This is a genomic window from Streptococcus sp. HMSC072D03, assembly GCF_001812855.1.
Classification (GTDB): domain Bacteria; phylum Bacillota; class Bacilli; order Lactobacillales; family Streptococcaceae; genus Streptococcus; species Streptococcus salivarius_D.
Genome location: NZ_KV810685.1, coordinates 28,620 through 51,243 on the forward strand (window position 1 = coordinate 28,620; position 22,624 = coordinate 51,243).

The window sequence follows — 22,624 nt, forward strand, 5'->3', positions numbered from 1 at the left end:
GGGCACTCGCGAAAGTCGGTTGTGGTTGCGCTGGTGCTTCTTGTGTTGGAGCAGTTTCTACTGCTGGTGCATCATCTTGGAACTCACCAGCTGCAAGTGCTGCTGCAATTTCTTCTTCAGTCGCTGAACGACCATTGATGGCTTCAAAAAAATCTAACCAATCTGCTTTAGTCATAACAATCTCCTTAAAAATACATAGAATGACTTCATTTTATCACAAATAAAGCCATTAATAAATGTCATTTTTATTAGAAAAAGGTTCGGAGCAAGCTGTCCAAACCTTTATATCTTCTTATCTGTTTCTTTGTAGAGATTTTTGAATCTGACGATCCAGCTCTCGTTTAATGTGTGGTTCTGGTGCAAATCGCTCTTCCCAGTCACTTGGTTTAAGAATTTTGTGGGTCACGGGATCAAAGTGAGCCTTGCCATCGGGGAAAATTTTCCCCATATTAGCCTCATGAACCGTATCAAAGAAAGGTTTAGGATCCACCCCCATAAGAACAAATGAACCATAGGTCAAGTAAAGCAAGTCAGTCAAAGCATCCACCTGACCAACCATCGTTGACTCTGAGTGCTCTTTAGAACTAACTTTGAGGGCCGCCTTATCAAGAGCAGCATGCAAATCCAGAACAGCCTGACCAAAGACACGCTTGTCCCCACCTGATGAAGCATAAAGAAATTCGACGATTTCTTCCAACTTGAAGTCCGCACGGTGACTAGCTTCCTCAATACCGTAAACACGAGGCATGTCGTTAGTTGAGCCATCCATCAAATGGTGGAAATCCTTAACCTTGTTGAAGTTGTCATCATCACTGGTAAATGAATTTTCTGTCTCAAAATGAATCAAACCGTAGTGTGACAAGGCTTTGGCAATCCCATTCTGGTTATTAGTATCAGTGACATGGGTAGCCTGGTCTTTCAGTTCGTCTTCACCATTACCCATGGCAACACCAATGCCGACACCAGACAGCATTTCTAGGTCATTTTCCGAATCTCCGAAGGCCATAACCTCACTGAGTTCGAAACCAAAAACCTCACCTAGATGAGCGATACCTTTCAACTTAGATTGGTCCGCTGAAATAATATCGGCTGAATAAGGGCTTGAACGGGTAATCTTCACATGAGGAAACTTTTCTTCAATATCTTCTGTTTCCCCCACCGTCGCTACCATAACCACCTGATAAATAGGCTCACGCATGATAGTCTTAAGAGTCTCAATACTTTGTGGCTTGAAACGACGAATCAAAGACTTGAAACTACGTTCCACCAGCTTAGCCCAGGACTTAGGGACAATACGGCTGACGATTTGTCCAAACTTACTCGTTCCCATACTAATAATATTGGAACCAACAAGACCTGTGCTAGTCCCTAGAGAAATCTCTCTACGGTGCTTGGTGGCATAGCGAATCAAGTTGTAGACTGTTGATTTAGGGAGCTGATTTTGATACAGGACCTTGTCATGAGTCAAAATATATTGACCATTATAAGTGACTGCAAAATCCAGACCCAGATTGTCCATGAAAGGCTGAACAAATCCTGGACCACGACCTGTTGCCAAACCAACCAAGATACCATCTTCCTTCATTTGACTGATAGCTTTTTGGGTTGAACTTGACACACGTTTTCGGTCATTTAGAAAAGTCCCATCAATATCAAAAAAGACTGCTTTAATGGCCACAGAACTCCCCTCCTTCTAACATATTATGCTAAAATAAATTATAACATATAATATAATGGTGAGTAATATAAATGAAAAAAAAAATCCTAGTCCTTCACACTGGAGGAACAATTTCCATGTCAGCGGATAATGATGGCAAGGTCAGTCAAAACGCTGATAATCCCATGAACCATGTGGGGCTTGATTTAGACAATTTAGAACTAACCGTTCTCGATTTTCTTAATATCCCTAGCCCCCATATCACACCCTACCACATGCTGGATATTTACAAAAAAATCAAGGAAACAGCTGGGCAATATGATGGTGTGGTCATCACCCACGGAACAGATACTCTGGAAGAGACAGCCTACTTCCTAGACACCATGGCCGTCCCTGAGATTCCAATCGTCCTAACCGGTGCCATGCGTTCGTCAAACGAACTAGGAAGCGACGGAGTCTATAACTATCTCTCAGCCCTACGTGTTGCTAGCGACGACAAGGCCGCTGACAAAGGAATCCTGGTCGTGATGAATGATGAAATCCATGCAGCCAAGTATGTGACTAAGACCCATACCACAAACGTGGCAACCTTCCACACACCAACTCATGGTCCACTAGGAATCATCATGAAGCATGACATCCTCTGGTTCAAAACTGCTGAGCCTCGGGTTCGCTTTAATTTGGAACAAATCACAGGAACAGTCCCAATCATCAAGGCCTATGCTGGGATGGGTATCGGAGATGGAATCATCAGTCTCCTAGACCCTGAGAAGATTGACGGTGTAGTTATCGAGGCACTAGGTGCTGGAAACCTCCCACCATTAGCCGCAAGAGAAATCACAAAACTGATGGAAAAAGGTGTTCCTGTTGTGCTCGTTTCCCGCTGCTTCAACGGTATCGCCGAACCTGTCTACGCCTATGAAGGAGGCGGGGTCAAACTCCAAGAAGCTGGCGTTATGTTTGTTAAAGAACTCAACGCACCAAAGGCTCGCCTCAAACTCCTCATCGCACTTAGTGCAGGACTCAAAGGCCAAGAATTGAAAAACTATATCGAGGGATAAGACATGAAACTTAGTATTGAAGCAACCGATAAATTGAAAAATAAAGATTTCCACTATGAGCTGACAGTCTCAAAAACATATATCGCCATAGTCTGTGGTACCGTGCTAGCCAGTGTAGCCCTGGTCGCATGGTTGAAGAAAAAATAAAAAAGCTTGAAGCATGGTCACTAGAGAAGTGACTGAACTGCTTCAGGCTTTTTAGTTTTCTTCGTCAGGTCTATATTCAAGAATATCTCCTGGTTGGCAATCTAACTCCTTACAAATAGCATCCAGAGTTGTAAAACGGATTGCCTTGGCCTTGCCTGTCTTAAGAACCGAGAGATTGGCTGGGGTAATACCAATACGTTCTGCCAGCTCACCCGAGCGCATCTTCTTCTTGGCAAGTTCAACGTCCAAATTGACAATAATCATAAGCCCCTCCTAAATCGTGTACTCATTTTCCTCAGCAATGGCATTAGCCTTAGTCAAAATCATAGCAACAGCATAGAGAACAAAGCTAACTAGCAAATAACTGATATTAAAGAAACTATAACTATGGTTGCCTGTCCCAAATGTAAAGATACCATTATGGATAAAGGCCCCAAGAACTAGCAAATGTGCTGACCAACGAACCAACTTAGCATTTTTAGCGATAAAAATATCAGAACGATAAAGATTAATCAGAAAGGCACGTAGACACAACAAGAAGCCTATGTTGACTGACATACGAAGGAAATCAATGGTTGCTGTAAAAAGCGTCAGACTAGTGCTAGTACTTTTCACGGTAACTCCCGAACCAAGAAGCATACGCAAACCTTGGTGTAAGAGTCCTTCATGACCAGTCAGGATAAAGGCATCATTAAGAATGGTAATAACAAGACTTAAAAAGCCCGCAAAAAGGAGGACATTAACGAACAGGAGAATACTACGTAGACGTTTCTGTTCTTGCGTTTCCTGACGATTTTTAGCACTTTTGGCCGATCTCCAACCATAATAACTAGAGCCAGCCAAGGCTAGGATGATTAAAAAATAAAATAAGATAGTTGTCATGTGTTACCTCGATTGTAAATTCATTTGATTTCTTTGAGCATAGACTAGAAAAAGCCAAGGTGCCTCTAGGAGCCCTTGACCTCATACTAAATCATTAGCTAACTATTAACAGTATCAATTATATCGAATATCAATATAAAATACTAGTTTATAGGTAAGATTTTACTACTTTTCAAATAAGATTCTTTCACTTATTTAACAGCCGTTTGTCCCTTACGAAGACGGACAGCATCACAAGCTAGAGAGACCAAGAGGAGCCAGACTGATGTGCTGAAGTCCACTACAAGGTGATTAGTCGTTCCCAACTGTAAGAAGATATTCAAGACTGATGGCACAAAGGTTAAGAGAGCAGCCTTTTTCAAGAAGAGAGAGAAATCTTCTGTCCAAAATGCCTTCCAAGTAAAGTCTTTAAGCTCTTTACGAAGGAGCCAAATCAAGGCAAGATAGAAGGCAAAGTGTAACTCTGAGACTAGCCAGTAACCCCATCCAGAAAGGTAATGAACCTCAGCACCTGGAAAAAGATTAGTCACATCCACAAAAGGAAGGATAAGTAAAGCAAACATTGCAAGACCGTAGATTGCCATAAGAAGAATAAGAACTGCGTTGATGATTGATTTAAGTGTTTTCATGATAAGTATTTCCTTTATAAAATAGTTTTTGGTATATAATTTCTCTTTTTCGCGAATAAGATTATCTTTATCGAAAACTTATTATCGTTTATCGATGAATATATATTACACTCTTTATTTCTCCTTGTCAACACATTTTTATCGTTTTTCGATATTTTTATCTAAATTTAAAAACCAGTCAAGAAAATCTCAACTGGTTAGCTTACTTATGTTAATCGCCTAGACTGGTCATGCTTCCGTCTAGACTTTTTATGAGTTTAAGAAGAGGGATTCTACGTTATGAAAAAAGGAAAAAGGGATTTTGGAAAATGAGGGATGAAAGTTGTAGAATATGGGTAAATTTAGCCTCTTCCTAGCATCAATACTAGTTTTGATAAACCTTAAAGTCTTGAGGATGCTTCTGGAAATTTCGGTTGTAGGTTACTTTGATTTTTACTGTCATTGTTTTGTCCTCCTTTTTAGGAATGGTTTGGCTTAGCCAAAACGTTTTATTATCAAAACCTATCTCGTTTTGATGGTTTTATTATAGGTTACCTAACTTAAAGAAAGCTTGTAATAAGCTTGAAGGAAACTTAAAACTCTCAGTGAGTTTACTGAGAGTTTTTCTGTCTAAAGCATGGATAAAATAATTCCCAGGACTAGAGCCACCCAAACAGCATAGCGAATTGTCGCATGATAGCGGTAACTTTCAATAACCTTGGGTAGCTTTGTAAAGAGATAGGCAATGTAAGCAACTATGGAAAGAAAATACCCTTTAAAATTCCAGGACGAGCCTAAGATACTAAAATCTTCGAATAGGGGCACAAGCATCAGTACAGCCGTAAGCATACACCAGACCGGCAAAAGCGTCCTTTCCTTTTGATGCTGTATATGGATAATCAGCTGAGCTATAAAACCCGCGACGTACATAATCAGTAATACCGAACAAACTAGAGAGATAAGAAGTGAATAAAGATATAGGGTATGAAAGTCCGTCTTTCCTTCTATCAACTTTGCCAATTCGGTAATAAACCAAATCAAGATGAAGGCGAAAAAATAAAACAGGAGACCTAACATCATAAGAAATAAAGGATGCAAGATAGCAAAAAAATCGATTTTTAACCGTTTCTTTTTCATGGGTTTCCTCCTCAATCAAACTCGCCTTGGCTTCTCAAATGAGCTCCAAGCACCTGCCAATCAGCATTCTCACGCCAGTTAGGGTCAGATACAATTTGGCTGGCCACGCGCCTTGCTTCCTCTAAGATATTATAGTCTTCCACAATATCAGCCACTTGAAATTCAGGAATTCCTGACTGACGTGTTCCAAAGATCTCTCCTGAACCACGCATTTTAAGGTCCTCTTCTGCTAGAACAAAACCATCCGTAGTCTCACACATGGCCTGCATGCGTTTTTTCCCGGTATCATTTTTAGGATTAGCCACCAAAACACAGTAGGACTGCTTATGGCCACGACCTACACGTCCTCGAAGTTGGTGAAGCTGGCTAAGTCCAAAGCGGTCGGCATCCATAATGACCATAACCGTAGCATTTGGCACGTTAACCCCCACTTCGATAACTGTAGTTGATACTAAAATCTGAGATTTTTTATCCTTGAAGTCCTGCATAATTTGGTCTTTTTCATCATTTTTCATGCGACCGTGCATCAGGGCCACTCTAGCTGAATCCCCAAAGAAATCTGTGAGTTCCTGATGAAGGGCCACCGCATTTTTCAAATCGAGAGCCTCAGACTCTTCAATCAAAGGTGAAATAAAATAGACCTGAGCATCTTTTTCCAACTCGCCCTTGATCCAAGTCAGTACGGTATCTAGTTGCTCATGTTTAACCCAACGGGTAATAATGGGCTTACGCCCAGCTGGCATCTGGTCAATGATTGACACATCCATCTCTCCAAAGGCAGTGATCGCCAAGGTCCTAGGGATAGGTGTCGCTGTCATCATGAGGACATCAGGATTGTCACCTTTCTCACGGAAAATACGACGTTGATTAACCCCAAAACGGTGCTGCTCATCAGTAATTACTAGCCCAAGCCTGTGATAAGTCACAGCATCCTGAATCAGTGAGTGAGTCCCTACAATCATCTGAGCCTCCCCAGATTCGATTTTGGAAAGAGCTACTTTTTTGTCCGCCGCCTTCATCCCAGAAGTTAGGAGCACTACCTCTAGCTCAGGAAAAAGCCCCTGCAAACTCTCATAGTGTTGCTCTGCTAAGATTTCCGTCGGTACCATGAGGGCAGACTGCAATCCTGCCGTATAGGCCCCATACATAGCCAGGCTAGCGATAACTGTTTTCCCTGAGCCCACATCTCCTTGCAAGAGACGGTTCATATGAGCCCCAGATTTCATATCAGCTAGGATTTCCGATAAACTGCGTTGTTGGGCTTCTGTCAAGGGGAATGGTAATTCTGCAATTTTGGCTTTGATTTTGGCTTCATCGTAAGCAATTGCTAGACCATTGGTTTCGGACTTATTCTCAGCCTTCAGCACCTGTAAGTTCATCTGGAAATAAAAAAGCTCCTCAAACTTGGTCCTACGTAGAGCCTGCTTATATTCAGCCAAATCTTTCGGAAAATGCATGGCACGCACAGCCTCTTGACGTCCCATGAGACGATACTTGTCCATAAGCACCTGTGGGAGACTCTCCTCCAATAAATTCAAGGCCCCACTATCAAAAGCTGCCTTTATAGCCTTTATCAGCTGGGCCTGACTAACACCCTGGGCCACATGATAGACTGGTTGCATGTCGTCCTCCACTTGAGCCAACACTTTCATACCAGTCACAGCCGACTTCTTCTGATCCCATTTGCCAAAAATAGCCACTTCTGCCCCCATCTCAATCTTGTCTACAAGATAAGGCTGGTTGAAGAAACTAATGGCAATCACTACCTCTCCTTGCTTGATTTTAAAACTCAGACGATTACGTTTAAAGCCATAATACTGCACATTGGCAGGTGTCACCACTGTTCCCGTAATAACAGCCTTTTCCCCATCCATCAGTTCAAAGATAGACTTACTCTTAAAATCTTCATATCGGAAAGGAAAATAAAGCAAGAGGTCCCCAACCGTGTGTAAATCTAATTTGGTAAATTTTTCAGCGGACTTAGGACCAAAGCCTTTCAAATCCGCAATTGGTGAATCTAGTCGAATCATATCCTCTATCATTTCTATCGTGTTCTTCTCCTCGTGAAAGAGGAAGCCTTATCAGCTATTATAACACATGAAAATGCTCTTCACTAAAATCAAAAAATCCAGTATCAAACTGGATTTCTATTTATTTATATTAATCATAGCTACGAGGTACACGATCACTAAGCAAACAAAGGACCTCGTAGTTGATAGTGCCACGTTTTTCAGCCACCTCTGTCGCAGTGATGCTTGCTCCCCCATTTTCCCCCATAAGCGTAACTGGAGTTCCTAGGGGATAAACCTTAGGAAGGCGAACAGTGATCTGGTCCATAGACACACGCCCAACAATTGGGCAAAGCTGTCCATCAACAATAACGTGGAAACCTTGTAAATCTCTGGTCCAACCATCCGCATAGCCAAGCGGAATGGTTCCAATAACCTCATCAGCTGTCGTCGTATACGTTGCACCATAACCCACATCTTGACCTGCTGGCAGGATCTTAACATGAACAAGCGCTGTCTCCAAGCTTAAAGCAGGACGAATGCTATAGGGAAGTTCTAAAGCACTGCCACTAGGATTGAGACCATATATCACGACACCCAGACGTACAGCATTAAAGACTGTTTCTGCATGCCAGATACTCGTCGCAGAGTTGCTTGCATGTACCAAGCGAGGGCGGTCCACCAAGTTATTAACCAAATCCGTGAAGAAGGCCAATTGACGCTTGAATTTACTATCATCTGCCTCATCAGCTGTTGCAAAATGGGTAAAAATACCTTCGACATCAGCACCAAGCGCCTTAAGACCAGTAATCAAACTATCTGCATCTCCCTGGCTACGCACCCCAATGCGTCCCATACCTGAATCAATCTTAATATGACAGGTCAAACCAGTCAAATCAAGCCCTTGATCCTTAGCCATTTCCAACCACTCAAGCGAAGCTACCGTCAGAGTGATGTTTTCTTGAATAGCCAAAGGAACCTCGTCTGGCAAGACGACTCCTAAAATAAGTATCGGTTGCTCTAAGCCAGCTTGACGGAGTTCAAGTGCCTCGTCTAGGTTGGAAACACAAAAACCATCTACCTGCTTAGACAAATGCTTGGCCACCGTAACAGCACCATGACCATAGGCATTGGCCTTAACAACTGCAAAAGTCTTTACCTTTTTAGGAATGTGGCTAACCACTTGTTCAATATTTTCTGAAATTGCTGATAGATCAACCTTTGCTAAGGTTGGTCGATGTAAACTTGAGATCATAAGCTATCCTCTTCCAACATCTATCTCTTAGTTTTTTTCTAAAATGACACTTGCCTGAACAAAATCACCGCTATGGGAAATCGAGATAAAGACATTGCCTTCAAAAGGCGACTGGGTCACCACTGGAGCTCCCTTGTCATTGGTCAAAATTTCAATATCCTTAAAGCCGACTGCTCCAATACCTGTACCCCAGGCCTTAGAAAATGCTTCCTTACCGGCCCAACGACCTGCTAAATAGGACATCTGACGATTGCCAGAAAGGGATTCAAAACGCTCCCACTCTTTTGGTGTCAATACCTTTTTTGCAAAGCGTGGATTGCGGTCATAAGCCTTTTTAACAGCTGAAATTTCCTGCAAGTCTATACCATGTCCAAAAATCATAATTCTTACGAAAGTCGATTGTGGATTTCACGAATAAGACTATCTGTCTTATCCCAACCAAGACATGGATCTGTGATTGATTTACCGTAAACTTCAGGTGTGTCCTGACGACCATCCTCGAGGTAAGACTCAATCATAAAGCCACGCACGGTATCCGCAATACGCTCATCCCACTCACGGTTAAGAAGGACTTCACGCACAATGCGAACTTGTTCCATGAAGTTTTTACCTGAGTTATCATGGTTTGTATCAACAAGGATAAATGGATTTTCCAAATTAAATGCACTATACTTGTCCAAAACCTTAACCAAGTCTTCGTAATGGTAGTTGACAATGTTCTGTCCATTTTCATTGTTGGCACCACGCAAGATAGCGTGAGCGAGTGGGTTACCATCTGTTTTAACTTCAGCGCCATTGTAAAGGAAATGCTGTTGGTTCTGCGCAGCATAGATACCATTAAACATGACATTCAAATTTCCTGACGTTGGGTTCTTCAAGCCAATTGGCACATCAATACCTGAAGCTACAAAGCGGTGTTCTTGGTCCTCAACCGAACGTGCTCCAACAGCGTGGTAGCTAAGTAGGTCATCAAAGAAGGAAAGATTTGACGGATAAAGCATCTCGTCAGCGATTGGAAGGCCTGTTTCAGTAATAATACGTGACTGAAGGTGGCGAACCGCCTTAACTCCAGCAAGAAGGTCTACATCACCCTCTGCATCTGGTTGGTGGATAAGCCCCTTATAACCATCTCCATTAGTACGTGGTTTAGCTGTATAAACACGCATAACAATAAAGATTTTATCTTTCACATCTTCCTGAAGTTTGGCCAAACGGTGAGCATAGTCAAGAACGGCTTCTTCATTATCAGATGAACATGGACCAATAACCAAGAGAATACGTTTGTCCTCACCCTTGATAATTTTTGCCAAAGCCTCATCATTAGCCTGTTTAGTTACTAGTGCATCTCCCGTAAGAGCATGTAATTTCCTTACTTCCGCTACATCAATCAGCGGACTATTTTGATGAATTCCCATTTATTTCCCTCTCTTTGTGAAAAGAGAGCGAACCGCTTGGTCATCCAAACGGTTCACTCCCCATACATGGTTTCTGTTACCTTATTATTTTGACAAAGTATCGTGGATTTCACGAATCAATTCTTCTGTCTTATCCCAACCAAGACATGGGTCAGTGATTGATTTACCATAGACATCTGGCGCATCTTGACGGCCATCTTCAAGGTAAGATTCAATCATGAAACCACGTGCAACTTTGTTGATTTTCTCATTCCAGTCACGGTTAATCAAGGTTTGACGAACGATACGGATTTGTTCCAAGTAACGTTTACCTGAGTTATCATGGTTTGTATCAATAACGATGAATGGATTTTCAAGACCCATTTTTTCATAGTGTTCGATGGTTTCAAGAACATCATCATAGTAGAAGTTAGGCACGTTTTTACCATATTCATTCGTTGAACCACGAAGAATAACGTGTGCCAATGGGTTACCTGATGTTTCAACTTCTTCACCGTTAAAGAGGAAGTTTTGTTTGTTTTGTGCAGCGTAGATACCATTAAACATAACGTTAAGGTTCCCTGATGTTGGGTTCTTCATACCAGTTGGAACATCAATACCTGATGCAACAAAACGGTGTTGTTGGTCTTCTACAGAACGTGCACCGATGGCAATATATGACACAAGGTCATCTACCAAAGGAAGGTTTTCTGGGTAAAGCATTTCATCAGCAGTTGTGATACCAGTTTCAGTGATAACACGGTAGTGAAGATTACGCACAGCCTTGATACCATTGATTAGGTTTGGTTTACCTTCAGCATCAGGTTGGTGGACAAGTCCTTTATAACCATCACCATTTGTACGAGGTTTAGCTGTATAAACACGCATAACCATAAAGACTTTATCTTTCACTTCTTCTTGAAGTTTAGCCAAACGGTGAGCATAATCAAGAACTGCATCCTCATTATCAGATGAACATGGACCAATAACCAAAAGTGTACGGTCATCTTCACCCTTGATGATTGCTTCAAGCTCTTTATCACGAGCTTGTTTCTTGGCAAGGGCTTCACCTGTCAATGTAGTTGATTCTTTAACTGCATCAAAATCAATTTTTTCACTTACTGCTTTAAAAACCATAATAATTACCTATTTCTTTTTTCCTAAAATTGTTTACGACCGTGACAATTTTTAAATTTCTTACCAGAGCCACATGGACAGAAGTCATTACGACCAACCTTACTAAAGTCAATTTCTTGACCATTAGCATCTGCTTGGTGAGCCTGGATATTGCCTGTTGCTGTTGTTGAAACACGTTCATTCACATTTTCACGAGATTGTTCATGAATTTGTGCTTTCATCATTGTACGTGTCACATCATATTCAATTGCCCCAATCATATCTTGGAACATCTTGAACCCTTCAGATTGATACTCAACGATTGGGTTGTTTTGGGCATAACCACGCAAACCAACGGCATTACGTAATTGATCAAGGGCATCGATGTGATCCGTCCACTTGTTGTCAACAACCATCAAAATCAAGACTTTTTGGAATTCACGGATAGCTTCCTCTGAACGCAATTTCTTGATTTGACGATCATAAACATCAGCTGCTAACTCATTCAAGTAAACTTTAATAGCGTCATAATTAACACTACGTTTCGTTACCTCTCCCACTTCTCGTAAATCTTCAAGTGAGATGGCATTCTCAGGAACCAAGGCCTGACGAGCAAAGTTCAAAATACCTTTAAGAGCTTCCTCTTGATCATTGCGGCTGTGACCATCTACTGTACGGTTAATCGTACGCTTAATCATAGCCTTAATCTCAGGTTCAAGGTCACGTTCCGCTGTGATAACATCATAACGCTCAGCGTAGATGATTTCACGTTGTTCACGCATAACATCATCGTACTGAAGGACTTGTTTACGAGTATCGTAGTTATTTCCTTCGACACGTTTTTGAGCCGCTTCCACTTGACGAGTCAACATGCGTGATTTGATAACAATATCTTCATCATCAGCATTCAAACGTTCCAAGACTTGCTTGATACGATCAGAACCGAAACGACGCATCAATTCGTCTTCAAGTGAAAGGTAGAATTGAGATTCCCCTGGGTCCCCTTGACGTCCCGCACGACCACGCAACTGGTTATCAATACGACGGCTTTCGTGACGCTCTGTACCAATAACACAAAGGCCACCAAGGTCAAGAACACCCTCACCAAGTTTGATATCGGTACCACGACCGGCCATGTTGGTCGCAATCGTAACAGCACCACGTTGACCCGCATTCATGATAATATGCGCTTCTTTTTCGTGGTTCTTAGCATTAAGTACTTCATGAGGAATACCTGCTTCAACCAACATCTTAGAAATCAAGTCAGATGTTTCAACGGCAACCGTACCAACAAGGACTGGCTGTCCCTTTTCATAACGACGCTTAACATCTTGTACCACAGCACGGAATTTAGCATCCAAGGTTGGGTAAAGAAGGTCATCGTGGTCAATACGTTGAATTGGACGGTTAGTTGGAATCGGAATAATTCGCATGTTATAGATTTCACGGAATTCATCTTCCTCGGTCTTACCAGTACCAGTCATCCCTGACAATTTCTTGTACATACGGAACATATTTTGGTAAGTGATTGAGGCAGATGTCTTCGTTTCTTCTTGAACCGGTACACCTTCTTTTGCCTCGATGGCTTGGTGGAGTCCATCTGAGAAACGACGACCTTCCATGGTACGACCTGTAAATTGGTCGACGATAAGAATTTCTTGCTCAGGACTTACCACATAGTCGATATCATGCAACATGATGTAGTTGGCACGAAGGGCATTGTCAATATAGTGAGTCAAGGCAACATTGTCAATATCATACAAGTTGTCCAAGTTGAAGAATTCTTCAGCCTTGTCAATACCTGAGTCATTCAAACCAATTGTTTTTGTTGGAATATCAATGGCATAATCATCCTCTGTCAAGGTCTTAACAAAGGCATCTGCACGATGATACAACTGGTTAGTTTCTGAACTTACAGGACCTGATACAATCAATGGTGTACGGGCTTCATCGATAAGAACCGAGTCAACCTCATCGACCAAGGCATAGTTCAATGGACGTTGTACCATGTTTTCCTTACGAACAACCATGTTATCACGAAGATAGTCGAAACCTACCTCTGAGTTGGTTGAGTAAGTGATGTCACAGTTATAAGCTTCACGTTTTTCAGCTGGTGATTTGGCTGAAAGGTTAATCCCTACTGACAAACCAAGCCAACTATAAAGCTCACCCATTTCAGTCGCATCACGCTCTGAAAGGTATTCGTTAACGGTGATAACGTGTACACCTTCACCTGAAATAGCATTTAGGTAAACAGGCATTGTCGCAGTCAGGGTTTTCCCTTCCCCTGTACGCATCTCTGGGACGTCACCATGGTGAAGAACGATACCACCCATGATTTGCACACGATATGGGAAAAGTCCAAGGACACGTTTTGCCCCTTCACGAACAACTGCAAATGCCTCTGGCAAGAGTTGGTCTAGGCTTTCTCCGTTTTGATATCGTTTTTTAAATTCTTCTGTTTTTGCCTGAAGTTCTTCATCTGAAAGAGCCGCCATTGCATCAGCATAGCTCTCGACTTTCTTGGCAGTTTTTTCTAGTTTCTTAATTTCGCCTTTATCATTTTCAATGACTTTGCGTAATATATTTGCCATCTTTTTTCCTTTCGACAGTCTTTATCTCCATATTTTACCACAAAAGCCCCCTTTAAACAAGAAATCACTCAAGGATTGACAAAGAAAAAAGCCCTAGTTTAAGGGCTTTCACAATGGATTCGCAAATAAACTAAAACTTTTTTATTAGATTCACTGAAAATATCGACAATAATACTTTATGCCTACTTCTCAGAGTTTTCTTAGCTCTCTAGGATATCCTCAAAATCATGCAAAAGATTTTCAAAAGCCTGCTCAAAGAAGGCATGGTCGGTGCTACTATAAGCCTTCATTATCATAGGACTAGCTTCAAAATCAACGTAGAATTGATAGTCCAAGACACCATTTTTCCAGTAAAATTTGATGCTAGGGGAAGCTGTTTTTTCACCACACATACCAGGAATTGCCCGTTGTAAGCCATAAATGTGGTCGCCATAGTCTTTCAGACGATAATAAGCTCCTTCAAAATAATATGATTTGTTGATTTCAATACGCTCAAATAGGGCCGCTAAAACTTTTTCATTACTCATACTTAAGCCTCGTTAGGGTGACTGACAACCATCTCCAATTGTCCATCAATTTCCCAATCTGTCACATCATTTGGAAGAATGAAGTGATCACCTTTCTTTAGACAATAAATGCGTGAATCGATAGTCATGGTCCCATTGCCAGAAAGTACGGAACAAAGCAAATAGGGAGCTGCTTGCTTGAAGTCAACCAAGCCACTGAGTTTCCATTTATACACAGTGAAAAAGGAGTTTGATGTCAAACAAGTCGACTCTAATTGCAAGGTCTTAACAGTTGCTGGGACACTATTTTCTGGATTCCCTAGATTCAAGACATCAAGAGACTGTTGAATATGAAGTTCACGTTTATTTCCCTGATCATCCCTACGATCAAAATCATATACACGATAAGTGGTATCGCTAGATTGTTGAGTCTCTAAGATAAGGATACCTGGACCAATAGCATGCATGGTGCCACTTGGTACAAAGAAAAAGTCACCTTTCTTAACAGGAGTTTTCGCCAAAAGTCCATCCCAATCACCTGCTTCAATCAAGGATGCCAGCTCTTCCTTTGTCTTAGCCTTGTGACCATAAATAATTTCTGCACCCTCTTCAGCATCAATAATATACCAACATTCTGTCTTTCCTAGCTCACCTTCGTGCTCTAGCCCATAGGCATCATCAGGGTGTACCTGCACTGAAAGCCAGTCATTAGCATCCAAAATCTTGGTCAACAAAGGAAAAACACTAGTCTTGGGGTTCCCAAAAAGTTCTGGATTATCCTTGTAAAGCTCTGCCAGGTGGAAACCAGCATATTTTCCATTTTTGACATAGGATACACCATTAGGATGGGCAGAAATTGCCCAATATTCACCAGTGTATTCACTGGGAATATCGTAACCAAACTCTGTCTTGAGGCGATTACCTCCCCAGATTTTCTCATGCATTGGTGAATCTAAAAATAAAGGTTCCATTACTTCCTCCTGTATAGAGCAAAACGCCTTAAGATTATCTCTTAAAGCGATTTTACATATTTTGTTTATTTGTTTGCATGCTTGTCAGCTACATCTTTAGCAAGTGCGAAGTTACCAAGCGTCGCAGAGCCATTACCTGAAACAGCAGGTGTCACAATATATTCATTTACATCTGGTACTGGAAGGTAACCATTCAAAAGAGCTGTGAATTTTTCACGAACACGACGAAGCATGTGTTCTTGCCCCATAACACCGCCACCAAAGACGATAACTTCAGGACGGTAAAGGACTGTTGCTTGGACAGCCGCTTGAGCAATGTAGTAAGCTTGAACATCCCAAACTTCAGAGTGCTGATCAATCAATTCACCACGAATACCTGTACGGGCTTCAAGCGATGGTCCAGCAGCCAAACCTTCCAAACATCCACGGTGGAATGGACAAGTTCCGTTAAATTCATTGGAAACATCATTTGGGTGAAGCGGTACATATACGTGACCAGCTTCAGTATGACCCATACCACCAATGAATTCACCATTTTGAATAGCTCCAGCTCCGATACCTGTTCCGATAGTGTAGTAAACAAGACTCTTAGCACCTTTACGAACAAGTGTCTCACCATAAGCAGATGAGTTAACATCAGTCGTAAAGTAGAAAGGCACAATAAACTCTTTAGCAATCAAACCAAGAAGGTCGACATTTGACCAATGTGGTTTTGGTGTTGAAGTCACAAAACCATATGTTTCAGAGTTTGGATCAACATCAATTGGACCGAATGAACCAATAGCAATTCCAGCCAATTGGTCTTCATAACGTTTGAAAAATTCGATCGTACGATCAATTGTTTCATAAGGTGTAGTTGTTGGGAATTGAGTTTTTTCAACGACTTGGAATTTCTCATCACCGACAGCACAAACAAATTTTGTACCACCAGCTTCCAAGCTTCCGTATAGTTTAGCCATAGGTAAAGCTATCTCCTTTTATGATCAATATATAACTATTTTATATTATTATAAAGAAAAGCTAGGCAAAAGACAATCTAAATGAGACCTTGTTTAAGGAAGACTGCTTTGCTTCATGCTTTTCTTTATGAGCCATTTAACTAAAAAAGCCGAATTGACTTCGACTTTTCTAGCTTATTATTTAACTGCGATGAAGTCTGCACCTTCAGCAACTGAACCAGTCGCTACTGATGAAACATCTTCGAAGTCTGCAGTGTTTGTAACGATAACCATAGTTGTATCGTCAAGACCTGCTTCAGTGATTACTGAGCTATCGAAGGTAGCCAAGACATCACCTTTTTTAATACGTTGATTTGCTTGAACTTTAGCATCAAATCCTTTACCGTCAAGTGAGACAGTGTCGATACCGATATGGATAAGCACTTCAGCACCTTTATCAGATTTAAGACCGTAAGCGTGACCTGTTGGGAAGGCGATTTGCACTTCACCATCAAATGGTGCAACTACTTGGTTACCTGAAGGTTTGATAGCGGCACCTTTACCCATAGCTCCTGATGAGAAGACTGGGTCATTAACATTTTCCAAAGCTACAACTTCACCTTTAAGTGGTGCAGCGATTGTTTCAGCTTGCAATGCAACTGGAGCTGATTCTGCAGATGCAATATCTTCAGCAACAACTTCTTTTTGAGCTTCAACTTCTTCCTCTTTGTAACCGAAGATCCAAGTAAGAACGAAACCAAGAGCAAGAGTGACAAGCACCATAAGAACATATTTAAGTACTTGACCGTTAAGGTAAAGAAGTGTACCAGGAACGATTGTAACACCAAATCCTGTACCAGCAAGGTTAAGGATTGACGCCAACCAACCACCAGCAGCACCGGCGATAAGACCCATGATAAATGGTTTACCGAAACGAAGGTTAACCCCAAAGATAGCTGGTTCAGTGATACCAAGTACCGCTGAAAGAGTTGCAGGGAAAGCAAGTGCTTTCAATTTAGCATCTTTAGTTTTTACACCAACTGCAAGTGTCGCACCAGCTTGTGCAGTCATAGCAGCTGTGATGATTGCGTTAAGTGGGTCTTTACCAGTATTTGCAATAAGGTTAGCTTCAAGCAAGTTGAAGACGTGGTGAACCCCTGTAACGACGATAACTTGGTGAACACCACCGATAACAAGACCCGCAAGACCAAATGGCAAGTTAAGAATCCATTCTGTAGCAGCAAGAACATAGCTTTCAACAGTATGGAAGACAGGACCAATAATAAAGAGGGCCAAAGCTGACATTACAGCGAAGACGATAAGTGGACGCAAGAGTAGGTCAAGAACGTCTGGAACCCATTTACGAACCCATTGCTCAAACTTAGCACCTAGCAAACCTACGAAGAAGGCTGGAAGCACTGAGTTTTGGTAACCTACTACTGGAATAAAATCAAAGAAGTAGATTGGTTTAGCAGCACCTGATGCAACATCCCAAGCGTTAGGAAGGGCGTTGTTAACCATCATCAAACCAAGAACCAAACCAAGAAGTGGTGAACCACCAAATACGTTAAAGGCTGACCAACAAATCAAGGCTGGGAAGAAGGCGAAGGCTGTATCTGTCAATACAACTGTGTAAGTGTAGAAATCTGTAGCAGCAAAAGCTTTTGATGTTGTACCGAACAAACCAAGAACTGTATCGTTATTGATTGCTCCACGGATACCCATGAAAAGACCAGTCGCTACGATTGCTGGAAGCAATGGAACGAAAACGTCACCGAATGAACGGATAGCACGTTGGAACCAGTTCCCTTGTTTAGCAGCTTCTGCTTTTTGTTCGTCTTTAGATGCTGTTGGAAGACCTTGAGCAACGACTTCGTCGTAAATCTTGTTAACAGTACCTGTACCAAAAATCATTTGGTATTGACCTGAGTTGAAGAAAGCACCTTGAACTTTTTCAATGTTCTCAGCCTTTTCTTTATTGATTTTGTTTTCATCTTTAACCATCACACGTAGACGTGTCGCACAGTGAGCAACACTGTTGACGTTTTCACGTCCACCGAGGGCATCGATGACTTCTTTTGCAATTTGTTTGTTATCCATTTGCAAAATTCTCCTTAATAAAATTTGGTATGAAAGCGTTTAGCTTTTCTTTACGGTAACTATTTTAGCATCTTTCTGTCATATGTCAACCGTTTAGCATAATTTTTTATTTTTTTATGATAAATCGTTGATTTTTCTAGGTAAAACGTTTACTATATTACTAACAAATAGATTAGGAGATCCCTTTATATGAATCTACCAACAGAAGTTCGTTACCGTCCATACGCTGATTGGACAGACGAAGAAAAAACAAAGATTAGAGAAAATGTCGCTAAATCACCTTGGCGTGCAAGTTACCATATCGAACCAGAAACAGGGCTTCTTAATGATCCAAACGGTTTTTCTTACTTTAATGGTAAGTTCCAACTTTTCTACCAAAGTTGGCCATTTGGAGCTGCTCATGGTTTGAAACAATGGGTGCATACTGAAACTGAAGATTTGGTTCACTTTACAGAAACTGGTGTCAAACTCTTGCCAGACCATGAAAATGATAGCCACGGTGCCTACTCAGGTTCTGCTTATCAAATCGGTGATAAACTCTTTATCTTCTATACTGGGAACGTTCGTGATGAAAACTGGATTCGTGACCCACGTCAAATCGGCGCTTGGATGGATAAAGACGGCAAAATCGAAAAATTCGACAAGGTTCTTATCAAACAACCTGCTGACGCTACTGGGCACTTCCGTGACCCTCAAATCTTCGATTACAAGGGACAATTCTACGCTATCGTAGGTGCTCAAAACCACGATAAACAAGGTTATATCAAACTTTACAAGGCAGTAGACAATGATGTCGAAAACTGGGTTGAGGTTGGTAATCTTGACTTTGGTGGCACTGGGTCAGAGTACATGATTGAGTGTCCTAACCTTGTCTTTGTAGATGGCAAACCTGTTCTTCTTTATAGCCCACAAGGTCTCGATAAAGCTGAACTTGACTACGGTAACATCTACCCTAACACTTATAAGATTTTCCAAGATTTCGACACAGAAAAACCTGCCCTCGTTGATGGCACACCAATTATCAACTTGGACTACGGATTTGAAGCATATGCAACTCAAGGCTTTAATACTCCAGATGGTCGTGCCCTTATTGTCAGCTGGATCGGTCTTCCAGATGTGGACTATCCAACTGACAAATACGACTACCAAGGGGCTATGAGCTTGGTTAAAGAATTGTCTATTAAAGATGGCAAACTCTACCAATATCCAGTCGAAGCCATTACAAGCTTACGTGCTAGCCAAGAAGATTTCTCTGAAAAAACGGCAACAACTAACACTTACGAGCTTGAACTTAACTTTGAAGCTAACACTCAAACAGAACTTGTCCTCTTCGCAGACCAAGAAGGAAATGGCTTGTCACTTACAGTTGATACTGAAAACGGAAAAGTTATCCTTGACCGTTCTAAAGCTGGTGAACAATATGCTACTGACTTTGGCACAAGCCGTGAATGCGCTCTTGATGCCGGTCAAGCTGCAACAGCAAACATCTTTGTAGATAACTCAATCGTTGAAATTTTCTTCAACAAAGGTGAGAAAGTCTTCACTAGTCGTGTTTTCCCAAGTACAGAACAAACTGGTATCAAAGTAACGTCAGGAAACGTTTCTGGACACTACTTCAACTTGAAATACTAAGGTGATTTATGGTCGCAAAGCTTACTGACGTTGCCGAACTGGCTGGTGTGAGCCCAACCACAGTTTCTCGCGTCATAAACAAAAAGGGCTACCTCTCACAGAAGACCATTGACAAAGTTCACGCTGCTATGCAAGAACTCAACTATAAACCTAATAATTTAGCTCGAGGTCTTCAAGGAAAGTCGGCCAAACTCGTTGGCTTGATTTTCCCAAATATTTCCAATGTATTTTATGCCGAACTTATTGAACGTCTTGAGGATGAACTCTTTAAGCAAGGCTATAAAACCATTATTTGTAACAGTGAGCATGATCCTAACAAGGAGAGGGACTATTTGGAAATGCTTGCCGCCAACCAATGTGACGGCATCATCTCATCTAGTCACAATCTTGGTATTGAGGATTATGAGAAGGTTGAAGCTCCCATCGTTGCCTTCGACCGTAATCTCGCCCCAAAGATTCCTATTGTTTCGTCTGACAACTTTGAAGGTGGCAAGTTAGCCGCAAGAGCTATGGTCAAGGCTGGCTGTCAACGCATTGTCATGATTACAGGCTATGATAATTCGGATTCTCCAACAGAACTTCGTCAACTAGGTTTTAATTATGAATTGGACAAGAAAGGTATTATTTGTCCTGTTCCAAACGATTTGTCTCTCATGCGACGAGAATTAGAAATCAAATCTATTATCTCTCGTGAAAAACCAGATGGCATCTTTGTTTCGGACGATTTAACAGCTATCTTGGTTATGAAGATAGCTAGACAATTGGGACTTTCTATCCCAGATGACCTAAAAATCATCGGTTATGACGGTACCGCCTTTATCCGTCACTTCTACCCAGAGTTAGCAACCATCCAACAACCTTTGGATGAAATTGCTAAGCTTTGTGTCGAAATTCTTCTCAAGAAAATTAAAGGCAAAACAGTTAATCGTGATTATGTACTTCCAGTGAGTCTGATTGCTGGTGGCAGTATATAAATAAAAGTCGCAAGAAATCTCCGCTTGCGACTTTTTTCTTGTTACATTTGTAGAAAAAAAGAAGTTGAAACAACGCTCAACTTCTTTTGCTTATGCTTCATCTGTCACAAACTGACTAAGTACACCATTAATGAACTTAGCAGATGTTTCATCAGAATATTTTTTAGCGATTTCAATGATTTCGTTAATAGCTACACGTCCTGGTGTTTCTTCAAATGACGTGATTTCATAAAGTCCCAAACGAAGGAGAGTACGATCTGTCACAATCAAACGTGAGAGGCTCCAACCCTCTTTCAACTTTTCTTCAATTTGACTATCAAGTTGGGCCAACTCTTCACGGACACCTGTTACTAGGCTAAGGAGAAAGGCTGGTACATCAACTTCAGTTTCTTCGTCAATTGGCTTGTCATAAGTGTAAGCGAAATGTGCTTGTTCCAGAGCTTCTCCACCAAATTCAAGGGCAAAAAGCGTTTGAAAAGCACGCTCACGAAGGTCACGACGTGAATCTTTAAAGATGTTAGTCATTCAAAAAATCCTCGTTAAACAATTCAGCCAAGTCTGGTTTTGGTGACTTTTCAGTAACAATAGATTCAACGTGAACATTGACTTCTGAAATTGCCACTTCTGCCATATCATAGACAGCTGCTTTAACAGCCTTTTGAATTTCAATTGAAACCGCTGGTACGTTAACCCCATACTGAAGTGAGACGTAGATATCAGCATTTACAGTACCATCTTCTTCTGTTCGGAGGTAAACACCACGTCCCAAGCTTGTTTTGCTGAGACTATCCGTAACATTTTTATTTTGAAGGGCGTAAACACCTTCCACTTTAGTTGCAGCGATACCTGTAATCACTTCGAGCACGCGAGGGGCAATTACAATTTCACCGATATTTTCTGTAGTCATCGCATGTTTCCTTTCCGTTAGTTTGGAAAATAAAGCCTTCAAACCAGTGGTTTGAAAGACTTAGTTGGGCTTAGGCACGTGATACGTAAGTACCTTCAGCTGTGTTGATAACCAATTTTTGACCAGCTTCGATAAAGTCTGGAACGTTAACCACAAGACCAGTTTCAAGTGTTGCAGGTTTACCTGAACCTGTAACTGTTGCACCTTTGATTGATGGTTGTGTTTCAGTAACAGTCAATTCAACAGTTGTTGGTACTTGCACACCGATAACTTCTGTTCCGTAGAATTGGATTTTTACTTCTGAGTTTTCAAGGATAAATTTCAATTCTTCTTGAACGTTGGCTACTGGGATTTCATATTGGTCATATGTTTCAGTGTTCATGAAGTATGCAGTATCATCCATTTGGTACAAGTATTGTGCTGGTACTGTTTCGATGATTGCTTGTTCAAATTTTTCTTCTGGACGGTAGCTAGTATCAAAAGTTGAACCTGAGCGAACATCACGCAATTTCATACGCATGATTGTGTTACCTTTACCAGGTTTGTGGTGGCTAGCTTCAAGAACTTTGATCAATTTGCCATCGTTAGTTACGAAAGTCATACCCGCACGGAGTTTACTTGCTTCAATCATTATTAAATACCTCTTTGTAAAAAATTATTATCAGTTTATTCTACCATAAATGACAGCATGGCTCAAATGTTTTATAGATTCAAGCCCAATCCTCAGGCTTTTTTC

At 41.3% G+C, this 22,624-nt stretch carries 22 protein-coding genes; 4 read left to right on the forward strand and 18 right to left on the reverse strand.

Annotated features, from left to right (window positions below):
* Positions 1 to 292: 292 nt before the first annotated feature.
* Complete coding sequence (locus HMPREF2877_RS07350) at positions 293 to 1,678, reverse strand: Cof-type HAD-IIB family hydrolase (RefSeq protein WP_004183434.1); 1,386 nt, start codon at positions 1,676 to 1,678, stop codon at positions 293 to 295.
* Positions 1,679 to 1,749: 71 nt separating this feature from the next.
* Between HMPREF2877_RS07350 and HMPREF2877_RS07355 the strand changes: the two genes are divergently transcribed.
* Together HMPREF2877_RS07355 and HMPREF2877_RS10990 are read left to right on the forward strand one after the other, a co-directional pair.
* Complete coding sequence (locus HMPREF2877_RS07355) at positions 1,750 to 2,718, forward strand: asparaginase (RefSeq protein ID WP_004183436.1); 969 nt, start codon at positions 1,750 to 1,752, stop codon at positions 2,716 to 2,718.
* A gap of 3 nt (positions 2,719 to 2,721) precedes the next feature.
* Positions 2,722 to 2,865 (forward strand): hypothetical protein, encoded by a 144-nt coding sequence (locus HMPREF2877_RS10990; protein WP_004183437.1) that lies wholly within the window; start codon positions 2,722 to 2,724, stop codon positions 2,863 to 2,865.
* Between the two features lie 51 nt (positions 2,866 to 2,916).
* Here the strand turns inward: HMPREF2877_RS10990 and HMPREF2877_RS07360 are convergent, their stop codons facing one another.
* The 14 genes from HMPREF2877_RS07360 to HMPREF2877_RS07425 all read right to left on the reverse strand — a co-directional run bounded on the left by HMPREF2877_RS07360 (position 2,917) and on the right by HMPREF2877_RS07425 (position 18,375).
* Positions 2,917 to 3,129, reverse strand: coding sequence for a helix-turn-helix domain-containing protein (locus HMPREF2877_RS07360; RefSeq protein ID WP_002884695.1), 213 nt, complete (start codon positions 3,127 to 3,129; stop codon positions 2,917 to 2,919).
* Between the two features lie 9 nt (positions 3,130 to 3,138).
* Positions 3,139 to 3,747 (reverse strand): DUF2975 domain-containing protein, encoded by a 609-nt coding sequence (locus HMPREF2877_RS07365; RefSeq protein WP_045769173.1) that lies wholly within the window; start codon positions 3,745 to 3,747, stop codon positions 3,139 to 3,141.
* A 191-nt stretch (positions 3,748 to 3,938) separates the two neighbouring features.
* Entirely contained in the window at positions 3,939 to 4,376 is a 438-nt protein-coding gene (locus tag HMPREF2877_RS07370) for a hypothetical protein (RefSeq protein ID WP_070579450.1), read from the reverse strand.
* Positions 4,377 to 4,985: 609 nt separating this feature from the next.
* Positions 4,986 to 5,492 carry a hypothetical protein gene (locus HMPREF2877_RS07375; protein ID WP_004183442.1) on the reverse strand — a complete coding sequence of 169 codons (507 nt, stop codon included), beginning with the start codon at positions 5,490 to 5,492 and terminating at the stop codon, positions 4,986 to 4,988.
* Positions 5,493 to 5,503: 11 nt separating this feature from the next.
* Entirely contained in the window at positions 5,504 to 7,534 is a 2,031-nt protein-coding gene (gene recG, locus HMPREF2877_RS07380; RefSeq protein WP_256262932.1) for an ATP-dependent DNA helicase RecG, read from the reverse strand.
* A 118-nt stretch (positions 7,535 to 7,652) separates the two neighbouring features.
* Complete coding sequence (alr, locus tag HMPREF2877_RS07385) at positions 7,653 to 8,756, reverse strand: alanine racemase (protein ID WP_070579452.1); 1,104 nt, start codon at positions 8,754 to 8,756, stop codon at positions 7,653 to 7,655.
* A gap of 27 nt (positions 8,757 to 8,783) precedes the next feature.
* Positions 8,784 to 9,137, reverse strand: coding sequence for a holo-ACP synthase (gene acpS / locus HMPREF2877_RS07390; RefSeq protein ID WP_014632616.1), 354 nt, complete (start codon positions 9,135 to 9,137; stop codon positions 8,784 to 8,786).
* A 5-nt stretch (positions 9,138 to 9,142) separates the two neighbouring features.
* The gene (locus HMPREF2877_RS07395; RefSeq protein WP_070579455.1) at positions 9,143 to 10,171 is read right to left on the reverse strand and encodes a 3-deoxy-7-phosphoheptulonate synthase; all 1,029 of its coding nucleotides are present in this window, start codon (positions 10,169 to 10,171) and stop codon (positions 9,143 to 9,145) included.
* Between the two features lie 84 nt (positions 10,172 to 10,255).
* The gene (locus HMPREF2877_RS07400; RefSeq protein ID WP_045769169.1) at positions 10,256 to 11,287 is read right to left on the reverse strand and encodes a 3-deoxy-7-phosphoheptulonate synthase; all 1,032 of its coding nucleotides are present in this window, start codon (positions 11,285 to 11,287) and stop codon (positions 10,256 to 10,258) included.
* A gap of 23 nt (positions 11,288 to 11,310) precedes the next feature.
* Positions 11,311 to 13,860: a preprotein translocase subunit SecA gene (gene secA / locus HMPREF2877_RS07405; protein ID WP_045769168.1), complete on the reverse strand. Its 2,550-nt coding sequence runs from the start codon at positions 13,858 to 13,860 to the stop codon at positions 11,311 to 11,313.
* 200 nt (positions 13,861 to 14,060) lie between these two features.
* Positions 14,061 to 14,387, reverse strand: coding sequence for a hypothetical protein (locus tag HMPREF2877_RS07410; RefSeq protein ID WP_229051953.1), 327 nt, complete (start codon positions 14,385 to 14,387; stop codon positions 14,061 to 14,063).
* Between the two features lie 2 nt (positions 14,388 to 14,389).
* Positions 14,390 to 15,337: a mannose-6-phosphate isomerase, class I gene (gene manA / locus HMPREF2877_RS07415; RefSeq protein ID WP_070579457.1), complete on the reverse strand. Its 948-nt coding sequence runs from the start codon at positions 15,335 to 15,337 to the stop codon at positions 14,390 to 14,392.
* A 65-nt stretch (positions 15,338 to 15,402) separates the two neighbouring features.
* On the reverse strand, positions 15,403 to 16,296 hold the full coding sequence (scrK, locus tag HMPREF2877_RS07420) for a fructokinase ScrK (RefSeq protein ID WP_070579460.1): 894 nt from the start codon (positions 16,294 to 16,296) through the stop codon (positions 15,403 to 15,405).
* Positions 16,297 to 16,473: 177 nt separating this feature from the next.
* Complete coding sequence (locus HMPREF2877_RS07425) at positions 16,474 to 18,375, reverse strand: sucrose-specific PTS transporter subunit IIBC (RefSeq protein ID WP_014635038.1); 1,902 nt, start codon at positions 18,373 to 18,375, stop codon at positions 16,474 to 16,476.
* A gap of 189 nt (positions 18,376 to 18,564) precedes the next feature.
* Between HMPREF2877_RS07425 and HMPREF2877_RS07430 the strand changes: the two genes are divergently transcribed.
* Positions 18,565 to 20,007, forward strand: a complete 1,443-nt coding sequence (locus HMPREF2877_RS07430; protein ID WP_021143622.1) for a sucrose-6-phosphate hydrolase — start codon at positions 18,565 to 18,567, stop codon at positions 20,005 to 20,007.
* A gap of 8 nt (positions 20,008 to 20,015) precedes the next feature.
* Positions 20,016 to 20,981, forward strand: coding sequence for a LacI family DNA-binding transcriptional regulator (locus tag HMPREF2877_RS07435; protein WP_045769164.1), 966 nt, complete (start codon positions 20,016 to 20,018; stop codon positions 20,979 to 20,981).
* 90 nt (positions 20,982 to 21,071) lie between these two features.
* Here the strand turns inward: HMPREF2877_RS07435 and nusB are convergent, their stop codons facing one another.
* The 3 genes from nusB to efp form a co-directional block, all read right to left on the reverse strand.
* Positions 21,072 to 21,506 carry a transcription antitermination factor NusB gene (gene nusB / locus HMPREF2877_RS07440; protein WP_002884506.1) on the reverse strand — a complete coding sequence of 145 codons (435 nt, stop codon included), beginning with the start codon at positions 21,504 to 21,506 and terminating at the stop codon, positions 21,072 to 21,074.
* Positions 21,499 to 21,888, reverse strand: coding sequence for an Asp23/Gls24 family envelope stress response protein (locus HMPREF2877_RS07445; RefSeq protein WP_045769163.1), 390 nt, complete (start codon positions 21,886 to 21,888; stop codon positions 21,499 to 21,501). Before HMPREF2877_RS07445 ends, nusB begins: the two co-directional genes overlap by 8 nt.
* A 70-nt stretch (positions 21,889 to 21,958) precedes the next feature.
* On the reverse strand, positions 21,959 to 22,519 hold the full coding sequence (gene efp / locus HMPREF2877_RS07450; RefSeq protein ID WP_002884532.1) for an elongation factor P: 561 nt from the start codon (positions 22,517 to 22,519) through the stop codon (positions 21,959 to 21,961).
* Positions 22,520 to 22,624: the final 105 nt, after the last annotated feature.

Coding starts and splice junctions, on each gene's coding strand:
- HMPREF2877_RS07355 (WP_004183436.1), top strand. CDS start 1,750: ATGAAAAAAAAAATCCTAGTCCTTCACACTGGAGGAACAATTTCCATG.
- HMPREF2877_RS10990 (WP_004183437.1), top strand. CDS start 2,722: ATGAAACTTAGTATTGAAGCAACCGATAAATTGAAAAATAAAGATTTC.
- HMPREF2877_RS07360 (WP_002884695.1), bottom strand. CDS start 3,129: ATGATTATTGTCAATTTGGACGTTGAACTTGCCAAGAAGAAGATGCGC.
- HMPREF2877_RS07365 (WP_045769173.1), bottom strand. CDS start 3,747: ATGACAACTATCTTATTTTATTTTTTAATCATCCTAGCCTTGGCTGGC.
- HMPREF2877_RS07370 (WP_070579450.1), bottom strand. CDS start 4,376: ATGAAAACACTTAAATCAATCATCAACGCAGTTCTTATTCTTCTTATG.
- HMPREF2877_RS07375 (WP_004183442.1), bottom strand. CDS start 5,492: ATGAAAAAGAAACGGTTAAAAATCGATTTTTTTGCTATCTTGCATCCT.
- recG (WP_256262932.1), bottom strand. CDS start 7,534: ATGATAGAGGATATGATTCGACTAGATTCACCAATTGCGGATTTGAAA.
- alr (WP_070579452.1), bottom strand. CDS start 8,756: ATGATCTCAAGTTTACATCGACCAACCTTAGCAAAGGTTGATCTATCA.
- acpS (WP_014632616.1), bottom strand. CDS start 9,137: ATGATTTTTGGACATGGTATAGACTTGCAGGAAATTTCAGCTGTTAAA.
- HMPREF2877_RS07395 (WP_070579455.1), bottom strand. CDS start 10,171: ATGGGAATTCATCAAAATAGTCCGCTGATTGATGTAGCGGAAGTAAGG.
- HMPREF2877_RS07400 (WP_045769169.1), bottom strand. CDS start 11,287: ATGGTTTTTAAAGCAGTAAGTGAAAAAATTGATTTTGATGCAGTTAAA.
- secA (WP_045769168.1), bottom strand. CDS start 13,860: ATGGCAAATATATTACGCAAAGTCATTGAAAATGATAAAGGCGAAATT.
- HMPREF2877_RS07410 (WP_229051953.1), bottom strand. CDS start 14,387: ATGAGTAATGAAAAAGTTTTAGCGGCCCTATTTGAGCGTATTGAAATC.
- manA (WP_070579457.1), bottom strand. CDS start 15,337: ATGGAACCTTTATTTTTAGATTCACCAATGCATGAGAAAATCTGGGGA.
- scrK (WP_070579460.1), bottom strand. CDS start 16,296: ATGGCTAAACTATACGGAAGCTTGGAAGCTGGTGGTACAAAATTTGTT.
- HMPREF2877_RS07425 (WP_014635038.1), bottom strand. CDS start 18,375: ATGGATAACAAACAAATTGCAAAAGAAGTCATCGATGCCCTCGGTGGA.
- HMPREF2877_RS07430 (WP_021143622.1), top strand. CDS start 18,565: ATGAATCTACCAACAGAAGTTCGTTACCGTCCATACGCTGATTGGACA.
- HMPREF2877_RS07435 (WP_045769164.1), top strand. CDS start 20,016: ATGGTCGCAAAGCTTACTGACGTTGCCGAACTGGCTGGTGTGAGCCCA.
- nusB (WP_002884506.1), bottom strand. CDS start 21,506: ATGACTAACATCTTTAAAGATTCACGTCGTGACCTTCGTGAGCGTGCT.
- HMPREF2877_RS07445 (WP_045769163.1), bottom strand. CDS start 21,888: ATGACTACAGAAAATATCGGTGAAATTGTAATTGCCCCTCGCGTGCTC.
- efp (WP_002884532.1), bottom strand. CDS start 22,519: ATGATTGAAGCAAGTAAACTCCGTGCGGGTATGACTTTCGTAACTAAC.